Origin of the sequence: Mesorhizobium sp. M1428 (assembly GCF_040317515.1) — a bacterium.
In the GTDB taxonomy this organism is placed as follows: Bacteria; Pseudomonadota; Alphaproteobacteria; order Rhizobiales; family Rhizobiaceae; genus Mesorhizobium.
The window spans coordinates 197,125-217,156 of sequence record NZ_JAMYKT010000011.1 but is presented as its reverse complement, the minus strand read 5'-3'; the positions used below and the strand labels follow the sequence as shown (position 1 = coordinate 217,156).

Annotated in this window: 14 protein-coding genes and 5 pseudogenes; 14 read left to right on the top strand and 5 right to left on the bottom strand. The window is 58.7% G+C overall.

The genetic code is table 11. From position 1 onward, the window contains the following. From NKG60_RS18020 to NKG60_RS32290, 10 genes and pseudogenes are all read left to right on the top strand, one after another. The coding region (locus NKG60_RS18020; protein ID WP_352975289.1) for a transposase domain-containing protein at positions 1-285 on the top strand (285 nt) is incomplete at its 5' end. A gap of 475 nt (positions 286-760) precedes the next feature. After that, positions 761-1,006 (top strand): hypothetical protein, encoded by a 246-nt coding sequence (locus NKG60_RS18015; RefSeq protein WP_352975288.1) that lies wholly within the window; start codon positions 761-763, stop codon positions 1,004-1,006. After that, positions 1,003-2,607, top strand: coding sequence for an ABC transporter substrate-binding protein (locus NKG60_RS18010; protein WP_352975287.1), 1,605 nt, complete (start codon positions 1,003-1,005; stop codon positions 2,605-2,607). The genes NKG60_RS18015 and NKG60_RS18010 overlap by 4 nt, the downstream gene beginning before the upstream one ends. Continuing rightward, positions 2,607-3,548, top strand: a complete 942-nt coding sequence (locus NKG60_RS18005; protein WP_352975286.1) for an ABC transporter permease — start codon at positions 2,607-2,609, stop codon at positions 3,546-3,548. The genes NKG60_RS18010 and NKG60_RS18005 overlap by 1 nt, the downstream gene beginning before the upstream one ends. A gap of 1 nt (position 3,549) precedes the next feature. After that, on the top strand, positions 3,550-4,431 hold the full coding sequence (locus NKG60_RS18000; RefSeq protein ID WP_352975285.1) for an ABC transporter permease: 882 nt from the start codon (positions 3,550-3,552) through the stop codon (positions 4,429-4,431). 1 nt (position 4,432) lies between these two features. Next, positions 4,433-5,437, top strand: a complete 1,005-nt coding sequence (locus NKG60_RS17995) for an ABC transporter ATP-binding protein (RefSeq protein ID WP_352975284.1) — start codon at positions 4,433-4,435, stop codon at positions 5,435-5,437. Continuing rightward, a complete protein-coding gene (locus tag NKG60_RS17990; protein WP_352975301.1) occupies positions 5,434-6,477 on the top strand; it encodes an ABC transporter ATP-binding protein in 1,044 nt (347 codons plus the stop codon). Before NKG60_RS17995 ends, NKG60_RS17990 begins: the two co-directional genes overlap by 4 nt. Before the next feature lie 833 nt (positions 6,478-7,310). Then, positions 7,311-9,905, top strand: a complete 2,595-nt coding sequence (locus tag NKG60_RS17985; RefSeq protein WP_352975283.1) for a CehA/McbA family metallohydrolase — start codon at positions 7,311-7,313, stop codon at positions 9,903-9,905. A gap of 135 nt (positions 9,906-10,040) precedes the next feature. After that, a pseudogene (locus tag NKG60_RS17980) lies at positions 10,041-10,642 on the top strand (HupE/UreJ family protein). Between the two features lie 129 nt (positions 10,643-10,771). Beyond that, positions 10,772-11,290 (top strand): annotated as a pseudogene (locus NKG60_RS32290) (helix-turn-helix transcriptional regulator); the annotation flags it as partial. A gap of 884 nt (positions 11,291-12,174) precedes the next feature. On the opposite strand, the gene NKG60_RS17965 reads toward NKG60_RS32290, so the two are convergent. The 5 genes and pseudogenes from NKG60_RS17965 to NKG60_RS17945 form a co-directional block, all read right to left on the bottom strand. Continuing rightward, the gene (locus tag NKG60_RS17965) at positions 12,175-12,414 is read right to left on the bottom strand and encodes a DNA -binding domain-containing protein (RefSeq protein WP_352975299.1); all 240 of its coding nucleotides are present in this window, start codon (positions 12,412-12,414) and stop codon (positions 12,175-12,177) included. A 208-nt stretch (positions 12,415-12,622) separates the two neighbouring features. Continuing rightward, positions 12,623-12,840: pseudogene (locus NKG60_RS17960) on the bottom strand (Mu transposase domain-containing protein); the annotation flags it as partial. Continuing rightward, a pseudogene (locus NKG60_RS17955) lies at positions 12,783-13,577 on the bottom strand (amino acid kinase family protein). The pseudogenes NKG60_RS17960 and NKG60_RS17955, both read right to left, overlap by 58 nt. Positions 13,578-13,766: 189 nt before the next feature. Beyond that, on the bottom strand, positions 13,767-14,462 hold the full coding sequence (locus tag NKG60_RS17950; protein ID WP_502912315.1) for an OmpW/AlkL family protein: 696 nt from the start codon (positions 14,460-14,462) through the stop codon (positions 13,767-13,769). A gap of 171 nt (positions 14,463-14,633) precedes the next feature. Then, positions 14,634-16,710: pseudogene (locus NKG60_RS17945) on the bottom strand (prolyl oligopeptidase family serine peptidase). On the opposite strand from NKG60_RS17945, the gene NKG60_RS17940 reads away from it, so the two are divergent. The 4 genes from NKG60_RS17940 (at position 16,701) to NKG60_RS17925 (ending at position 19,579) form a co-directional block, all read left to right on the top strand. Continuing rightward, complete coding sequence (locus tag NKG60_RS17940) at positions 16,701-16,991, top strand: hypothetical protein (protein ID WP_352975282.1); 291 nt, start codon at positions 16,701-16,703, stop codon at positions 16,989-16,991. The pseudogene NKG60_RS17945 and the gene NKG60_RS17940 sit on opposite strands and share 10 nt — an antisense overlap. Before the next feature lie 43 nt (positions 16,992-17,034). Then, a complete protein-coding gene (locus tag NKG60_RS17935; RefSeq protein ID WP_352975281.1) occupies positions 17,035-17,160 on the top strand; it encodes a hypothetical protein in 126 nt (41 codons plus the stop codon). A 719-nt stretch (positions 17,161-17,879) separates the two neighbouring features. Further along, on the top strand, positions 17,880-18,071 hold the full coding sequence (locus NKG60_RS17930) for an iron-sulfur cluster assembly accessory protein (protein ID WP_352975280.1): 192 nt from the start codon (positions 17,880-17,882) through the stop codon (positions 18,069-18,071). A 203-nt stretch (positions 18,072-18,274) separates the two neighbouring features. Continuing rightward, positions 18,275-19,579 carry a lysine N(6)-hydroxylase/L-ornithine N(5)-oxygenase family protein gene (locus tag NKG60_RS17925; protein ID WP_352975279.1) on the top strand — a complete coding sequence of 435 codons (1,305 nt, stop codon included), beginning with the start codon at positions 18,275-18,277 and terminating at the stop codon, positions 19,577-19,579. Positions 19,580-20,032 lie beyond the last annotated feature (453 nt).

The following is a 20,032-nucleotide window of genomic DNA, read 5'->3' as shown; positions in this document are numbered from 1 at the left end:
ATACTCCGCATCGCATCCACGACGACAACCACGAATCGCTGTTTTCCGCCATTTGAAAAGGAGGTGCATAATGAATCGGTCTTCGCAATTACCCGAAAGAACAGCCTCTTCGCGGGCAGCGACGGCGGCGGACGGACATGGGCCACCATCGCCACCCTGCTGACCACCGCCAAGATGAATCAGGTCGATCCGCACGCCTGGCTCACCCTGACCCTCGAGCGCATTGCCAATGGCTGGCCAAACAGCGATATCGACGCCCTCATGCCATGGAATTACCAGCGCTGAACGGCCTCAGCTGCCCGCTTACGATGCAGAATTGCCGTCGATCACGCAACCCGCTTCGCGACAATCGACCTCAAATCTGGCCTCGGCCAGGAAAAACCCATGCATGCTGCTGTCTCAAACTCAAGTTTTTTACATAGCGTTGACTAGAACTTCCGCCTCGCGATGACGTTCCTCAATTAGCCACCGTTTCGACAAGCAAGAACCGACCGTCTCGCCTCTGTTCAAGCCAACACCGCCCCTCCTGCGAGTAGCTTGGACCCTGGGAAGTTGCCGGATCCATCTGACAGCGGTGGCTGTGCAATTATCAATATTCGGAACAAATGATGTCATAATGCGAGTTTTTTGTTGACAAGAATGGGCGTCCCCGTGAAACTGAGACAGGCTTCACTGACGGGTAGCAGCGCTTGTCGGTCGGTCTGGAAGTAACCAACAAGATAGGCCAGGCATCATCGCGGCGCCATTCAAGGAAGATAAAATGTCTTTGGAGGAGAAGACTGACGCGGCGGTGCCGCTGACCGGCCGCGAACCGCTGCTACCGCTGCTGGGGATAATTTGGAAAGCAGATCGTGCGAAACGAGTCGGCGATCTGCAGATTAGGCGGGTTTCGCTGGGTAGAACCCATCGACGGCTGTCCGAGGGAGGCGGATACACTGAGGCTGTATTCATTCACGAGTATATCGCAACACCAATCAACAAAAGAGAAAAGGGGAATGCAACATGATAATCTCTAGACGCAACCTAATTAAGGCAGGCGTTGCCGCCGGAGCGGCTTTATCGATCCCGTCGGTCGTGCGGGCACAGACTGTGTCAAACGGCGCACGGACGGTGAACTTGGGGGCCTTCACCGACCTGCCTGGCTTTGATCCGATCTCCTCGACGGCGAACCAAGTCGCCGACCATGGCATGGCTATTTACGACACGCTGTTCGCGCTCGACTCCAAGTTCATGCCGCAGCCCCAAATGGTCGGGAAATGGGACGTTTCCGACGACAAGAAGACCTATACATTCGAGCTGCGAGATGGCCTTGGCTGGCACGACGGCACACCGGTCACCGCGGCGGACTGTGTCGCCTCAATTCGGCGTTGGGCTGAGGTGAATGCCGGTGGGCAGCTGATCATGGCGCGCGCCAGCGACATCTCCAAGAAGGACGACAAGACTTTCACGATCGCGCTCAAGGAGCCGTTGGGACTTCTGATCGATCTCCTGGCGGATGTTGCGCTGCCAATCCCATTCATCATGCGAGCGAAGGACGCCAGTCGCCCGGCGAGCGAACAGGTCACGACGAAAATCGGATCGGGGCCGTTCAAGTTCAATGAGGCCCTTGCCCGGCCGGGTGCCAGCTACACTTACGATCGGAACGAAAAATACGTGCCCCGCAAGGAGCCGTCCGACGGGTTGGCCGGCGGGAAGACCGTGAAAGTCGATCGTGTCATCCGGGTTACTGTTGCCGACCAGCAGACGGCTGTAGCAGCGTTGCAAGCAGGTGAGATTGATTATTACGACAATCCGCCGGCCGATCTTTACCCATTGATCGAGAACGATTCCAATCTTCAACTCGAGGTTCTTGACGAGGGAGGGCAGGACCTAGTCTTGCGCATGAACTTCCTGCAGCCGCCGTTCGACAATGTCAAGGCGCGCCAAGCGATGCTCCATCTGATCGATCAGGAGGCTGTGCTGCGTGCAGCGTTCGGCGACGCAAAATACATCAGCCCCGTCACTTCGATATTCGGCGCGCCCCTATCCAACGACGAGAACGCTGGATGGTACAAGAAGGGTGGCGATCCGGAAAGAGCTAAGCAGCTATTCCAGGACGCGGGATATGCCGGTGAAAAGATCGTCATTCTCGAACAGACCGATTGGCCCGAGGGCGACAATATTGCGCAGTTTCTGGCGACTTCGCTGCGGAAGATTGGGATCAATGCCGAGCTCGCGCCGATGGCTTGGGCTGCGCTAACCGCGCGTCGGCGGAACAAGGGACCCGTTGAGAGCGGCGGCTGGAACATCTTTATCACGTACGATTCTGACTATTCGCTCGGCAATCCGCTCACGGATTCCATCCCAGTCGCAAGTGGCGATAAGGCATGGTATGGTTGGCCGAAGAACGACGAATACGAAGCGCTGCGGGTAAAATTGGCAAATGTCGCAACGCTGGAAGAGCGCAAGGCGCTCGCCCGAAAAATGCAAGGGATCTGGTGGGATTTCGTCGGTGATTTGAGGTTGGGCAGATTTGTCACACCAATCGCGCGCCGTAAGGCCCTCACGGACCTCATCCACATGCCGCAAGTCCTTCCGATGTGGAACATGCAGAAGGCCTCGGCCTAATGCTTGGCTACATACTACGCAGAATGATTTCGACCATCGCCGTCATGGCGATGGTCGGGATCTTCGTGTTCCTGCTTCTCAGGCTGGCGCCCGGCGATCCGGCGGCCATGATCGCCGGTAAGTCAGCCACGGCGGAGATGATCGCCGCCATCCGCGACAAACTGGGCCTGAACGATCCTATGCCGGTTCAGTTCATACGTTGGGTGCGCGACATGCTCGGCGGCGATTTCGGCACCTCGATCTTTGCCGGACGACCGGTTCTTGAGCTGATCTCGCAGCGGCTGGAGCCGACCCTTTCCCTGTCGATCCTGACGATGATTCTTTCGGTGACGGTCGGGGTCTCTTTCGGTATCCTTGCAGCATGGCGAACTGGCGGGCTCGTTGACCGCCTCCTCGCCGCCTTTTCGGCACTTGGTTACTCCGTCCCTGTCTTTGTCATCGGTTATTTTTTCATATATTTCTTCGCCATCACAATGCATTGGCTGCCGGTCCAGGGATATGTGCCGATCGATGGTGGCCTCGGGCCTTGGTTTGTACACCTAGTCCTGCCAACCGTGGCTTTGGGGCTCGGCTACATTGCATTCATCGCGCGGGTTACGCGGGCGAGCATGCTTGAGGTTCTGTCGGAAGACTATATGCGAACGGCCGCTGCCAAGGGCGCTTCGTCCTATGCCATGCTTTTCCACCACGCATTGAAGAATGCCGGCGTGCCGATCCTGACCGTCATCGGCCTAAGCTTTGCCTGGCTGATCGGCGGGGTCGTCCTCACAGAAACGGTGTTCAACATACCCGGCATCGGTCGTCTGGTCGTGGATGCGATCAACAATCGCGACTATCCCATCATACAGAGCGTGCTCATCCTGACTTCGGGTCTGTACGTCCTTATCAACCTCACGGTCGATCTGGCGTACACGCTGATCGATCCCCGCATCCGGTACTGATATGACCCTCCTCTCCGCACCAATTGAACCCGTGCCGATGGGTCGGCTGCAACTATCTGATGTTCCCCGTCTGGCAAGGCGACGCCCGCTGGTCCTGGTCGGCGGCGGCCTGTTGGCACTCCTGATCACTCTGGCGCTCGCCGCCCCGCTTTACGCCGGCGATCCGGGAAACATGGATCCGTTCAAGCGCCTCCAGCCGCCTTCGGCCGAAATGTGGTTCGGGAGCGACAATCTGGGCCGTGACGTGTTTGCCCGAACGGTCTTCGGCGCCCGGATCTCCCTCTTGGTCGGATTGCTGTCGGCGGCCTGCGCGGCCGTTGCCGGGCTTCTGATCGGCATCCTGGCCGGCTACAACCGCACGTTCGACAATATCGTCATGCGAGTCATGGACGGCCTGATGTCGATCCCGACCATTCTGCTGGCCATCGCGCTCATCTCTCTGACCGGTCCCGGGATCGGTATCCTTATCGTCGCCATTGCGATTCCCGAGACACCAGGCGTCGCGCGGCTGGTTCGTTCGGTGGTTCTGGGTGTTCGTGAGCGTCCCTACGTGGAGGCTGCGCTCTGCGGCGGTGCGCGCCTGCCCAAGGTGCTGTGGCGGCATATCCTGCCGAGCACCATTCCGGGGCTGATGGTCCAGGGCGCTGCGGTCTGCGCCAGCGCGATCATGACGGAGGCGGGGCTGAGCTTTCTCGGCGTGGGCGTGCCGCCCGAGATTCCGAGCTGGGGCAACATGATCGCCAGTTCGCGCTTGTATCTCGCCATTGCCCCGTTGACGATCTTCGCCCCCGGTATCTGCCTTGCCGTCACGGTACTTGCTGTCAACCTTCTCGGGGACGGCCTGCGCGACCTGTTCGATCCCCGCGCCAAGCGGAGGCGCTAACATGCAGATGCATCAAACCCTAGGCAACGATGTGCTTCTCGACGTTCGAGATATCGAGACGCACTTTTACGGCGAAGAAAGCGTCACCCGCGCCTTGGGCGGCATCAGCTTCCAGGTGAAGAAAGGCGAAACGCTGGGCGTCGTCGGCGAATCCGGATGCGGAAAGAGCGTCACCGCTCTCTCCATCCTTCGTCTGCTGCCGAAGCTGGCAAGGACTGTGCGTGGCGAGGTCCGCTTTCACGGACGCGACATCCTTGAGATGTCCGAACGGGAGATGCGACATATCCGCGGCGACCAAATCGCCATGATCTTCCAGGAGCCGATGACGAGCCTGAACCCGGTCTATACGGTCGGCCACCAGATCGCAGAGGCGGTGCAGATCCACACGAAAGCGTCCCGCTCCGTGGCCATGGCAAAGGCTGAAGAGATGCTCCGTCTCGTCCGCATCGCGGACCCTGAGCGCCGCATCAACAACTATCCGCACGAAATGTCCGGCGGGATGCGCCAGCGCGCCATGATCGCCATGGCTCTCGCCTGCTCACCGGAATTATTGATTGCCGACGAGCCGACGACTGCGCTCGATGTCACAATCCAAGCGCAGATCCTGCGGCTCATCGTCGACCTGAAAGAGCGCACGGGAACGGCCGTCATGTTCATCACGCATGACCTCGGCGTTGTAGCCGAGACCTGCCAGCGCGTAATTGTCATGTATGCCGGCCGAATCGTAGAACAAGCGAGCGTGATAGATCTGTTTGCGCGTCCAGCGCATCCCTACACCCAGGGCCTCATGCGATCGGTGCCTGATCCGCGGCGCGGCCGCCAGCGCCGCCTTCCAGAAATTCCCGGCATTGTCCCAAGCCTGCGCGAGCCCATTGTCGGCTGCAGCTTTGCGCCTCGCTGCCCATTCGCCGTCGACATTTGCCGCGAGAAGACACCCGCCCTGCGTGATGTCAGGTCGAGCCACGCCGCAGCTTGCTGGCGCGCCGAAGAGGTGATGGGCGGATGAACGGTCCTCTGCTCAAAGTCGAGAATCTGACCAAGCATTATGCGCTCGGTGCAGGATTCCTGAAAAAGACCATTCCGGTGATCCGGGCGGTGGAGGATGTATCCTTCACCGTTGAGGCGGGCGAGACGCTTTGCATCGTCGGCGAATCCGGCTGTGGCAAGTCCACCGTGGCGCGGCTCCTGATGCGGCTTGTCGAGCCGACGGCTGGCCGCGTGCTGATCGACGGAACCGACATTGCGGGCCTCAAGAAGGACGCGCTCCACGCCTGGCGCCGTCGGATGCAGATGGTCTTTCAGGATCCTTACTCGTCGCTAAACCCGCGCCTCAACGCTGGACAGATCATCACCGAACCCGTGGAGAATTTTGAGCGTCTCAGCCGCAAGCAGCGCAACGCGCTTGCCGCAGACCTTCTCCAGAAGGTCGGAATGTCGCCCGAGATGATGCACAGGCTGCCGTCAGAGTTGTCGGGCGGTCAGCGCCAGCGGCTCGGCATCGCGCGCGCCCTGTCGCTCAACCCCTCTCTCATCATTGCTGACGAAGCGGTATCAGCCCTTGACGTATCCGTACAGGCACAGATCTTGAATCTGCTTCTGGACCTCCAGCAGCAGATGGGCCTCGCCTTCGTCTTCATCTCGCATGACCTTGGCGTCGTGGAGCATATCGCGCATCGCGTCGCGGTCATGTATCTGGGGCGGATCGTGGAGCTCGCGCCGAGCGAGGCGCTCTTCGCGAAACCGGTCCACCCCTACACCGAGGCACTGATCGCAGCGGCACCCGTGCCGGATCCGACCCGGGTTCGGCTGGAGGCGCCAGTGGAAGGCGAGGTGCCAAGCCCCATCAATCCGCCGAGCGGGTGCGCGTTTCATCCGCGCTGTCCGCTCGCTGTCGAGCGCTGCCACATCGAGGTACCGCCTTTGGTCCCAATGCCAGACGGGCGCGTTGTGGCATGTCACGTGCGCGCTCCGGCAATTCGCATCCAGGGACAGCCAGCTGCGGCGGCCAACTTGGATATGCCAATCTCAGCAATTACCGGGAGGTAGAAAGGCCAGCTTAGTTCACAGTTTTGCCGAGCCATCTCCGCTAGCCGACTGCCGCATCAATGCGTCTCGGCAGTATGGTCGCGAGACGCCGATCAAATTTGCAAGGGGACATCGCAACATTCCCCGACTGCCAAATGTTTAGGATGATGGAGCAACTTAGGGCGCTGATGCGGGACGACCTGCCCAGAAGAATCGTGCAATGTGGATGTTTATTCTACGTCAAAACCGGCATGACGGCCGGTTGAACCCAGAAAGCAACACTTGAACCGGGCAAAATCTACGAGATCTACGAGATACGAATGTCGTTGCTAGGATCGATTGCACAAGAAGGGACATTGCCTCGAACGCACTGTCGGCGCCCCAGGCCTAGTATCTGACCGGGTGAAGTCCGCCGATTGGGGGTTCCCTCGATCAACCGCATCTCTTCTTCGACCGTTGCCCAAGCACCGACGCCGGAGTTTGGAACGCTGCGCAATCTTACGGAAAAGATTCGCGCCGGGAGGATTGCCGATCAAATGACTTCGTAGTTTGCGGCGGGAAATAGATCTTTTGGCATACCGCTCCCCTATTGAGGCATCGGGGGAGCGGTTACCCCCATAGGCGGTTGTGGTGATATCCTGGTCGCGCTTACGAGACAAACGGCAACAACTCGAATCGATGGCGAAGTCCCGTGCATGCCGAGACAGCCATATCTGCCTGCGAGTTCGGCCCGATGTTCTTTACGCACAACGAGTCAGCGCCCGGCTGTTCCTACACACCAGGGCGCTATCAAATCAAACCAAGTGATTAGATATTTTGGTGCCGCCGAAGCTTGGGAAATGGAGGACTTTACTATGACCGCTTACCGTGATGGCCCAGCTTCCTCGAAGTTCCGACCTGTTAGATTCGAGGGCAATGTTTCATTTGCAGAACTTGCAGAACATCCGGACATATCAGCGGATCTGGCGAAGGCCCTGCCCTTTGCGCATTCCGGCTCGTGTGTGGCCTGGGGCATCCCTTTCGAGATTGGGCGCCCGGTTCTGCTTCGGGATCAGCCAGTTACAGTTACGATTTCGCAGACGACTGCTCAGTGGTTTGTGTTCTTTCACACCTCAGATATTCGATCGCTTGCCGCCAATGCGAACGGATTTATCTCCCCGATGCGAGGAATTGGCCAACTTGGCGAGCATGCAGCTGACTACGTTCTAATTTACGAAGATGGTTCCGAGCAAAGGACAGCAATCCGGCGGAGGTATCAGGTTGGCTCGTTCCAGTTCCGATGGGGAGACAAATGTCTCCAATCAGTAACGGCCAAGAAACCACGCCCTCTCTCACTAAATACCCGTGAACAGACGAGGCTGATCAACGACGCCACTTTTCAGAATCCGACCGTTCAGTGGGGAGAACGCCAGACGCAACTCGTCTTTGAGGACCCTACACCCTACCATAACTTCGTGTGGGCTTTCCGAAATCCCCATGCCGACAAGCCGGTTAAGGCAATCAGGTTCGAACCAGTTTGCGGTACTTTGCTTATCTCTGGAGTTGCGGCGGGCAATGCTCGTTCAATGCCGCTCCGCTGGGAAAAGCGAAAGAAAGCACTTCTCAGAATGTCATCCAAATTGAGCCACGAATCCGCTCGGCAGCATAGTCTCTTGGAGCATATACAACTCGATTTGGGGCAAGTTATTTCGATGGCCCCACGGCTCGTCTACCCTGCGCACGACTGGGAACAAACACGCCAAAATCTAGAGCCCGGTACGACGTTCAATGAAGTGATCGTCGAGTACGCCGCACACGAGGACGCTGCCTTCCACATGAAGGACGGCAGTCGCATCCCTGTCCAGGACCTGGAAGAATGCCCTATTCAGGGTGAATTCAGCTTGGAGCCAATAGCTCCAGCGGACCAGCGAGTTATCCTTCGCGTTGTCGAGGCAGGAACCAAAAAGCTTCTCCCGGTCAAGCTTCACGTGCATGGTTCGATCGGGGAGTACCTCGCTCCGTTAGACCGAATGCGCAACCCGAATCCAGAATGGTTCGAGAATTACAGCCCCGACTTTTTTCACGGCAATCATCTCTCCACCTATATTTCCGGACTGTCGACGATCGATCTGCCATTAGGGCAGGTCTTCCTGGAAATCACAAAAGGATTCGAGATTAAGCCGATCCGGAGAAGGTTCGAAATTACACGGGAAACCGAAGAGATTACATTGGAGATAGAAAAGGCTCTCCATTGGCGTGAAAACGGCTGGGTCACTGCCGATACGCACGTCCACTTCCTTTCTCCGTCAACAGCCATGCTAGAAGGTGCCGCGGAGGGTGTAAACGTCATCAATCTTCTTGCCAGCCAGTGGGGTGAGCTGATGACCAACGTTGGCGATTTCGATGGTCGCAGCACTTTTGGTTCAAAGGCCGCTGGAGGTGACGGCGAATTTCTGGTGCGCGTCGGCACCGAGAACCGCCAGCATGTCCTCGGTCACATATCGCTTCTCGGCTATTCAGGAAGCATGATTTTGCCGCTGTGTTCCGGCGGTCCTGATGAATCGGCCATCGGCGACTCTGTCGACGTGCTCCTTACAGAATGGGCACGGCAATGCCGCCAACAAGGCGGGCTAGTCGTCCTGCCCCACTTTCCGGACCCCCGGCTGGAGAACGCTGCGACGATAGTTCTTCAGGAGGCGGACGCGATTGAACTCTACCTGGAAAAGGACCCTTACCGGGGCATTGATCCGTATTCACTTTCCGATTGGTATCGCTATCTGAACAACGGCTATCTGCTCCCAGCGGTAGCTGGAACCGACAAGCAAGCGGCTCGATATGCTGGTCGAGCAGTGGGAGCAATTCGGACCTACGTGAAAATTCCAGATCACCAGGAGTTTTCTTACGAGACATGGATGGACGCTGTTCGCACGGGCCATACATTCGTGACTTATGGTCCGCTCATGGATTTCACTGTTGAGGGAAAGCCCATGGGAAGCCGAATAAGCATGTCTTCGTCAGGAGGCACGGTCGACGTCAGTTGGCGAGTGGCGAGCGTAATAGTCCCGATGACCACGATACAGCTTGTTGTCAATGGCGAAATAAGGAAGACGCGCACTCTGAGACCCGATCAAGATGCCGGAACCTGGTCGGTACGTATCTCGAAGAGTTCCTGGGTGGCGTTGCTCGTTCGCGCCAAATACGAGGACAAGCCTGAGATCATTGCGGCCCATTCTTCGCCGGTAATGATCCATGTCGAAGGCTCGGAATTCTTTGCAGCTGCTGATGCACTCACGATCCTTGAGCAGATCGAGGGCGCAATGGCTTACATCGACACGATAGGAACACGCGCGGAAACGAAACGGCACAAAGAGATGCGGCTTGTGCTTGAGTCTGCATATCGGCGTCTTCACAACCGAATGCATAACATGGGATTTGACCATGCACATTCTATTGGAACGCACCATGATTAAACAAGGAACTTGAAGCGTGCACAGGTTGTATCGAAGTAATCCCCTTCAGCATGACGGGTATTTGGTCAGGAACGGCATTGGTTCTCCTGCTACAGCCTCCCCAGCTGCTGAGATCTCAGGAAGGGACTATTAATGATTTCAAATGGAGCGAAGTTTCGAGCTGTTCTCGCCTTCCTCGCGAGCATGCCATCCATTGCCTCCGCGCATCCTAGGGTGGGAGATGCCAGTGGGTTCCTCCATGGCATTAGCCATCCGATATGGGGGGTAGACCAAATCCTGGCGATGGTAATGGTCGGTGTATTTGCCTATCAAAACTGGGCGGCAGAGCTCTGTGGCTCGTACCGACAATGTTTGTCTTGATGATGGCTCTCGGCGGAGCACTCGGCGCCTCAGGCGTCTATCTCCCCCACGGGGAGCTCGGTATAGCCTTGTCGGTGATCGTTCTTGGCGGCTTCGTTGCGCTGAAGGTGAACGCGCCGATCGCAATTGCGACGGGCGTCGTCGGCTGTTTCGCGATCTTCCACGGTCACGCACACGGAGCGGAGATGTCGGAGAATGCGAGCGGTATTGCGTATGCCTCGGGATTCATGATTGCAACTGCGCTACTGCACGCAACCGGCATCGCGGTCAGTTTTCAAATCGAAAAAGCAACCGAACGCTACAGTCGAATCGTGATGCAGTATGCTGGGGGGATAGCAGCGCTAGCGGGCTTCGGTTTCTTGACTGGAGTTTTCTAGTCTTACTGAGTCAGAAAGTCGCGGATGCGGGGGATTCGAGCTGGTCGCAGATTTGTTAGCGTGCTGAGTCGTAATCAGGAAGCGCGCCATGACCAGCTGGACCGCAGAGAGTGAAGCGGCGTTCGACGTCAGAAAGTCGATCCCGTCATCATGCGTGCGCGGTGTGGCGGCTGCCCGTTTCCATGGGGGTCGGATTTGCGTGGCGTTGAGATCTCGCCGGCTCAACAGAAGCTATTTGATGAGGCGGCCCAGTTCAGCATCCGCTGCGGTGTTACGATCCCGATTATCGATCGTAGAGGCTGTGTTGCAGCGATGACCTTTGCCGCTGATAAGCCCAATTCCTCATTCCTGCGCGTCGCTGAGCGATACGAACAGGCGCTCCAACTCATGGCGACATGTTTTCACATTTATGCTCGTCGAAAGCTGTCCGGCAATCGAACAGTGGACGGCGTTTCGTTGACACGTCGTGAATATGAATGCCTGCAATGGTCGGCGCGCGGCAAGTCCGCCTGGGCTATCGGCTGCATCTTGGGAATCAAAGCGCGCACCGTCGCTTTCCACCTCGACAATGCAAAGAAGAAGCTCGGCGTGCACACGAAGGATCAGGCCGTAGCCCTGCTGGCCTCCTCACGATCTTCAATTCTCTGAGAAACTGAATTCGTCTTGGTCGTCCTGAGCATGAGCACAGGCTGTTTCGGCTGGCCATTCGCCTCCAATGCAGGGCCTCCCTTCCCAGATCATGGTGCAACTTATTGCACCCGATTGGTACGGTGATGTTGCCAACGAACTACATGCAATGAAACCTTCTGCGATACAGCCTTTTCAAGGAGCGGCTCCACGGATGTACGGACGAATGGCGGGAGATCGGTTCGTACGACGCGTTGAAACCGCACTATACGATTTTGCGAGATTCCGACGGTCGTGTCGATGGTTGCGTCCGCTTCCGTCGAGCGGGCCGACTATGCTTCCCGATACCGTTCCTGTGCTATTGGCAGGATAGACGGCGCCCAAAAAAACGAGCGTCTGGGAAAGCACCCGCTTGCGTTCGATGTTGCCTCATCCGTCCCCGAAGGGAGCGCGTGGCGTTCCTGTTGGTGATTACGAGCTCTTCGCAGCTATGATCAAGTTAGGCCTGTCGCGCTGTGTCAGCCGAATTGCATGGAGCGCATCCTTCGCCGCGCGGGTCGGCCGCGCGCGGATCGGCGAACCCACACAATCGGGAACACCCGCGGCGTGGCCGGATATCTCAACGGCTCCAACGAGACGATGGATGCCGTTCGGCTAAACGACGGTTTTCATGAGCCGGTGCTTTGGGCGCCGGTGGCCTGCAGGGCCGCGTGAGGTCCGGCCGTTGCGTGATCCTGGCGGGCCTAGGTCATGAGCTGGGCAGAAGGCAGCGCCGCTGACCGGCCGGTCGGTTGGATCAGATGACCACACCATCATCGCGTCGCGCCAGGACTGCACGCGCTCATAAAGACGAGTACAGGGATTTCCTTGCTTGAAAGGCGAAACGGAGCGCACAGCGCGATTGTTCAGCCGGCGAACAATTTCTTGTAGCCAGTTGTGATCATCCAGTTCGCACGGTCGAGATGACTACGAAGAGCCTTCCTGGCGCGCTCCGGTTCGCGCGCTTGATCGATGCCGAGGATCAGGTGGGCCATGTCCTCTTCGCTCGCACCATCGGCGGAGGCGTCCAGGAGCCGCATATAAGTCGTGAAATGCGCTTTATCGTAAGCCGTGAGGCTGTCCGACCAGTGCACTTCGTCGGCAATTGGCGTGTGCCACCGCGAAGCCCCTCCGCCAGCGGATTTAGATGCTCGATGTGGATTGCATAAAGGGGGCAGGGCGGGGCGCGCGCTCGGGCGGACCTCTCGGCCAATCCCGTTGTCGAACTCGCCGGTCTGGATTGCGCCGCTCATCTGTTCCGTTTGCAGGGGGGTTGGCAATAGCTGCTGGATCGCCGAAAGCTTTCACCATCCAGAACGCTGCGGCGACCGGATGGGTGGGGCGGAGCTGGACGGTGCCCGGCGGTCCGCCGATGCGGAACCGAATAGAAGGCCCTGTCGACTTCGACGTGGTGATCGGGATTCGCTGGCCGCCTTCGATCTGGCGCTATTGAACGGCACTGCCGGCAACTGCCTCAAGGCTCGCTCGATCTCCTTGAACAGTCCCCGGCGGAGTTTGCCGACATGGGGCATTGGGTGGCTTTAGCGAGCGGAACAAACCACGTTGATGGCCCACCGTTCTCGATGGCGGTGAGCGGGTAAGATTTGTTTCCCCTCGCAATGACCACTTCACAGCCCGCGTCCATGGCAATCCTTGCTGCCAGCAACTTTGTCACCATGCCACCCGAACTGTGGCGAGCGAAGGAATGACCCGCCATGGCCACTATCTCGGGAGTGATGCATCGAACCTCCGTCACCAGACGGACTGCGGGGTTGTCGTGTGGGTCTTCCGAGAAGAGGCCATCTACGTTGGAAAGCAGAATGACAACGTCGGCGTTCACCATCGACCCGAGCTGCTAGCCGATCATTGTCGCCAAAACAGACCTCCGGGGTTGCGGTGGTGTCGTTCTCGTTAATAATGGGTACGGCTCGAACTTTGAGCGCTGTTGAAGGGTTGAAGCCGCATTGAGGCGATGCTGGTTGTCTATATCTTCGCGGGTCAATAGTATTTGCCCAACGCCAAAACCAAGGCGTTTAAAATTATGTTGCATTAGTTGAACCTGACCGATAGCGGCGGCCGTTTGTTCCTCCTCAATTCGCAGAGATCTGTCCAGATGGTTGAAGTGACTTGAGCCGACCGCGACAGCACCAGACGTGACGATGATCACCTGCTGCCCGCGTGCGAAAAATCGGACGACATCCATTATAAGCCAAGAACCGCGTATTTCTCCGGTTTCTGGATCGCCGATCAGTGCTGAGCCAATCTTCACTATCAGCCGGCGAGCCGAAACCAATCGGGTCGAGCTTGTTGGTGCTGCCGCTGAGTGTTGCTGCACTGGAATTGAAGACACGTCTCTCCAATGTCACCTGTCCTGAGCGTCGCGGCCTTGGAGGGTATAAGGGCGCACGAGGTGCGCCCTTATTTCAGACCGGCTGTCAGCAGCCGCCTTCACCTTTCGTTAGAAGCGGTAGGTGACACCTGCGCCTATCAACCAGGGATCGAGAGCGGCCTTGCCCGTCAGCTTCGCGCCGTCCACCCTGACGTCGAAGTCTGGCTTCAGGAAAAGCTTCTTCACGTCGAAGTTGACGCCCCAGTGTTGATCCACCATGTAGTCGAACCCGACCTGCAGCGCGGTGCCGAACGTGTTCTTGACCTTGAGAGCATCGGCGCTGCCGACATCCTGGTTATAGAATATCGTGTAGTTCACGCCGGCGCCCACATAGGGCTTGAAAGCGCCGAAATTGGTAAAATGATACTGCAATGTGAGCGTAGGCGGCAGGAGCCAAACCTTGCCGACATTGCCTAGACCGCCGATCGTTCCTTGGCCCTCGATGTTTGCATAGGTGGTGCCGAGTATGAGCTCGGCGGCGATGTTATCCGTGAAGAAATAGGAGATATCGAGTTCCGGCGTCACCGTGTTTGAATAAGAAAGACCGGAGCCGGGCACTGCATTGACGTAGCCCGAATCCTCAGTGACGACCCCCAACGCACGCAGGCGGATCTGCCAAGGGTTTGGCGCTTCCGTGACCGAGGCTCCTGCCTGCGGGACGCACGCGGGGTGCGCAACGTCCGCCGCTACGGCCTGCTGTCCCACCACCATGAGGATGACGGCCGCTGTTACCCCCCGCGCCACGCCAATTCGCTTTTTCGCCATGCTATTCTCTCCTTGCTCTTCAGAAATGATGCGATGCACTATGAAATCCTGCTGGACTCGACGGAGCGCTCATGCGCAGTTTGCGTAGGACAGCGCACACATTATTTGCGCCGTGCTCGCAATCATCGACCTGTACTCACTTGTTGAACGCTGCCCTTTGTCTCCGTCCACCTATCGAACGCCATCGGCTTGCCAGCCGATCGCACTGCGAAGGAAATTGGTGCCCAGGGCAATGAATGCGGCCCGCTCCCGATTGTTCTTGCGGAGCAGTGCCCGCCCGCGCCGGGCTCGTAGAAGTAGGCGGGATAGCCAAGAGCCTGCAGCTTTGCGGGCATCTTACGCGCGTGGCCCGGGTGGACGCGGTCGTCCCGCTTCCTGGTGGCAAGCAGGATCGGCGGAGCGTCGCGCCGTGATAGGCCGAGATTTCCTTTAGGAAAATCCATTCCTCCGGCTTGTCGGGATCGCCATATTCGTCAATCCAGCTCGCGCCCGCCAAAAGCTTGGTGTAGCGGCGCATATCGATAAGCGGGACTGTGCAGAAGAGCGCGCCGAAGCGCTCAGGATAGCGGGTAAGCATATTGGCGATCAGAAGGCCGCCATTCGAGCCGCCCTGGGCGGCAATCCGCCTCGGCAGCGTAATGCCTCTTCGCACGAGGTCGGCGGCAACGGCGGCGAAATCGTCATGGGTGAGACGCTTGCCCTGTCTGCGCCCGGCCTCGTGCCAACGGGTGCCGAACTCGCCGCCGCCCCGGATGTTCGCCACCACGCACGTGCCGCCGCGTTCGAGCCACAGTTTGCCGAGCGAGGAGTTGTAGTGGGGCAGGACCGATTTGCGGTACCAGCCGTAGGCGGTGAGGTGAACCGGGGCATCCCCGTTCCCATTCGCGGGACCGACCTGCGTATAGGGGATCATCTCACCATCGGTCGAGACTGCCTCGTGGCGCGTCACCACCAGCCCGGATGCGTCGAAATTCTCCTGGTCGCGCTTCAGGATTACTGGAGCGCCGAGAGGCGCTGCGGCATTGAGGTCCAATAGGAGAAGCTTCGGCGCTGTGATCGGGTCCTGAGCCGAAATGAGGACCTCTCCGTTGGTCTCGTGACGTTCAGCATCGAGCGACCAAAGGTCAACAGTCCCTTCGGTGGGCACGGTGTCCAGCGCTCGGAGCGTCCATTCGTGGCCCTGGGGGGTGAACATCTCGAAACGTGGATCGAGGTTGACGAGGTAGGAGATAACGAGCTTCCCATTATTCCAGAAGAATGATTGCAGGGAGCGCCTGTCGCCTGGTTCAAAGAGGATGGCAAAACTGCGCTCGCCGGCGATGAAGGAGGAAAGCGAGATGCCGATCAGCGCGTCCGCGGCATGGGTCATCCCTCCGACTGTCCAGGGCTTGCGCGGCTTTACCGCCAGCCAGTCGCCGAAGCCGCTCCACCAGGCGTCCCGAGGAAGGTCGATCCGCATCTTGGGCCCGCTCCTGTCGCCGATTCTGACGATCTTCTCGAAGTAGGCCGGCCGCTCGGTGAACCATAGACGCTCGCTCTCGGCGGTGCGGTCCAGATGGCCGGACACGCCTATGGAGTCGAGACCGGTTTCGAATATTACCGGCGCGGCGAGCGGATCCGCGCCACGCTTCCACAGCCGCACGGTGCGCGCGTAGCCGGAGCGGGTGGCCATGCCATCCCCAAGCGCACTGGAAAGCAGAAGCGTGTCAGGGTCGAGCCAATTAACCTCGCCCTTGGCCTCCGCGAGGCTGAAACCATCGGCGACAAAGCTAAGAGATCCCAGATCGAATTCGCGATGCACGACCGCGTCGCTGCCGCCGCGCGACAGGCGCAGAACGGCTCTTTCCCGTCTCTCCGGCTCAACGGACGCGCCGCCCCAGATCCAGTCCTCTCCGTCACTAGCGGCGAGGGCGTCCAGATCGAGCAGTAGCTCCCACTGAGGATCAACTTTCATGTAGGCGGCAAGGGTGGTCCGGCGCCACAGTCCGCGCGGATTTGGGGCATCTTGCCAGAAATTGTAGAGGTACTGGCCGCGGCGCCCGATCAAGGGGGTCCGGTCAGGGCGATCGAAAATCGCTGTCAGGGCGTCATGGTCCCGCTCGAATTGCGTTCCACCGAAGTGCTCCAGGGTCCTGGCAGACTGGCTGGCGGCCCAGTCAAGTGCCCGTTCGCCTTCTACATTTTCGAGCCAAAGATAGGGATCATCGTCGGGAGCATTCAGCATTGGGCGGAAATCGAATGCCGTCATGTCCGGTTAACCCGAAGAGTGATGTCGCCTGGAAAACAGGCGCAAAGTCTTCCGTCGGCCCGGCAAAGCTCCGTTTTCGCGGCTGCGACCGCATGTTCGGCGCGCATGATCATGTGATGATTTCTCCTGTGTCCGTGCCGCAGCGCGTTTTGCGGACAGCCTCGCAAGAGGCGTGCCAAATGAGAAAATCGTTTCAAAACAATGCGATCAGGCTGGTGGCGCTGTGTCTCATGTCCGACATCGTCGAAGATCCGACAACGAATGCAGCCGTGACCGCCTGATAGAACCTCCCGTGCCAGATCGGTGGGCACTGCGGAATAAGCAGTGAAGCTCGCGAAATCGGCCGAGCTTCGGATCGACATGGGCGACGGGGCGATCGACGACCACTACGCCGCCGGTGTCGGGCGCGCGGCACAGCCTGAGGATTCCGCGGGGGCGATCATCAAATAGCTGCGTTTACGATGGCTCCATCCTGGCCCACCGGTGGGCGCGCAAAAGGCTGCTTTGCGGCCTCATCCCTCCGCCTGGATTGAGTCGCAGGGACCGAATGGCGCACGTGCTTTTGGAACCGGCAGGGTGGCCATAACGCAATTGTCTTCCGGCTATCTTTGCAGAGATTCGACAATCCAGTTGGTGAAGGTCCCATGTCGCCCAATCATTGATGCGCTTAGGTCTGGGCATGCGCCCATCCGCAACCATCTCATCAAGAGCATCCAACACCAACACAGAGAATTGCTTCCCCATGAGAGAGGCCTCGCGGCGGACATAAGATTGCGTCACTCTTCATGATCACGGCCTCCGAGGATGTCGGGATCGAGCCAGTGCAACGGCACGAAAGGTGAAGGATCTGGCAGCTCTTGCAACTGCCGACCTCGATGGACAAGGGCAAATCGCGATCTGTCCGGCAGAGACAAAGATTCTGCACTGTCCGTTCATGAAGACTTCGTGCTGGTCTCCATAAGAGAAGTATTCTGGTGCAGAAGGTGCCCGATTAGCTATTCGGAAAAAGGCGACATCGACGTGCAAATCGGGCGCCGCCGTGAGGCGTCCCCCTCAATGTCGGATTTCCGACAGGATCGCAAATCCGACAACCCATTGTTTAATAAGATTTTCCTTCTCTGGCACGGCCCCTGCATGGGACTCTGCGAACGCATCAGCGAGACGTCTCCATGATCATGCGTACCGAAAATGCCATCGCCGCAGTGAAAACCGCGCTCTCGCCTGCCATCAAGCCGCCGAAAGGCCGGCGCGTCATGGTTGAGGCGGACGATTGCGCCGGCTTCAAACACCTGATGGGCCTGGAAAGCGTCTCGCGTAACGGCGACGCGGTCATCGAGGCAGGCGGAAAGGATATACGTTGATGCCCCCAACCCACGTCCCCGGCATGACCCGTCGATTGTCACCGCGCTGGAATGCTCGGGTCTACATTCGACAACCCGCAGGACAATTCTCGCAAATCCGGTCGGCACCCGGGATCGAAACGTCCGCGAGGGGGCCCAATGGCTATGGCCGATATTCGCCGCGAACAAGCGCCTAGTGGGAAGACTCTATAGGAGGAAAGCAAGTGGAGTTATCTTGCGTTGGGGTCGGTGCTGGGCCGTCTAATTTGAGCCTTGCGTGTCAGATACACGAGCAAGTTGGGCAAGGGGCACTGTTCCTGGATCGGCAGGTCGACTTCCGCTGGCATCCAGGCATCGCTTTCGATTCCTCAGAGCTCCAGGTGAGCCACTTCAAGGATCTGGTCACGCTGGTGAATCCGCGATCAGCCTACACTTTCGTAAACTACCTGTACGAGAGCGGGCGTCTGTACCACTTCCTGAACGCACAGTTCGAGGCTGTGTTCAGAGCTGAGTTTGAGCAGTACCTGAACTGGGCCTTCCACAGGAACCCGCTTGTCCGTGGCGGCGAGACCGTGCACGAAATCCGCTTTGACGGCGAGTTTCGGGTGCGGACGGATAAGGCGGTTCTCGGCGCCAGAAACATGGTGGTCGGCATTGGCAAGCAGGCGCAAATCCCGCCCCAGTTTCAGGGCTGGATTGGACGCAACCTGTTCCACTCATCTGTTTTACTGCACATCCACCCTGACGTGCGGAGAAAGCATGTCTGCGTGGTCGGCGGAGGCCAGTCGGGAGCCGAGGTGATGTTGCATCTTGTCGGCCTCCCGAAAGAACGGCGGCCTGCCTCGATCACTTGGGTCTCGCAGCGCGAAAACTATCTGCCTCTGGACAACAGCCCGTTCACAAACGAGTTGTTCATGCCCTGCTTTTCGGATCGTTTCGCGGCGATGAGCGAGTCGCAGCGTAAGCTGCTCCTGCGGCGTTTCGTGCTTGCCTCGGACGGCATTTCGGAAAGCACGTTGCGCGCGATCTATCAGGCGCTGTACCGCCACGCATTTTTCGAGCCAAACCGATCCGACATCACACTGCGGCCGGGCTGCACCGTCTCGCACTGCATCAACGCCGGCGCGGGTCACAGGCTGACCCTGCAGCACGGCATGGTCGAGGTCGAAGAAGTCACGGCTGACATCGTCATCCTGGCCACCGGTTACGAGAACGCGGTGCCAGACTTCTTGGAACCCATCGCGCACCGGCTGGAGCAGATCGACAATGAATTAGCTATTCGCGAGGATTTTTCGGTGAGCTGGGACGGACCGCGTGACAGACGCATCTTCGTACAAAACGCGAGCCTCGGGCAGCGCGGCCTGGCCGATCCGAACCTAAGCCTGCTGGCCTGGCGCGCGCGCCGCATCCTCGATAGCCTTCTTGGGCGCGCGCCATGCGCGAACCCCGAGCATCCTGGCTTCATCAGCCATACCTCGATCGAGAGCTGGCCCGACCCCGCAGCCGAAGAAATGGGCAGCGGGATATGACTCGTAGACTTTTGATCATCGGCGGTGGCATCCTAGGAATGATGTCCGCCTCCGCTGCGGCGAAGGCCGGAGGCTTCTCCGAAATCATCGTGACCGAACAAGCCCTTGGACCAAGCGGCGCATCGCATTATTCTGGGGGCGTGCATTTCCCCTACGGTTGTCAAGACCGTACCAGGTCGCTCACTCGAAAGAGCGCCGTGGTCTTGGCGGCCATGGCTGGGTCGGCGGTCAGCGGATGGTGCCGGCCTTTAGCGATGCGTGTCGTGGCTGGACCGGGTGAAGCGACTGATCCGGCTCAGTTTACGGAACCCCTGGACCCGGCTGAGCCTGACATAGGCAGTCTCGCGCCGAGCTTCTGCGGACAATATCCGCCGGAGCGGAACGCACTTAGCATCGCCGTCCCACATGACGTGAGTCCGTCTCCGTGGACCCGCAACTTGACCAGCGCCCGAC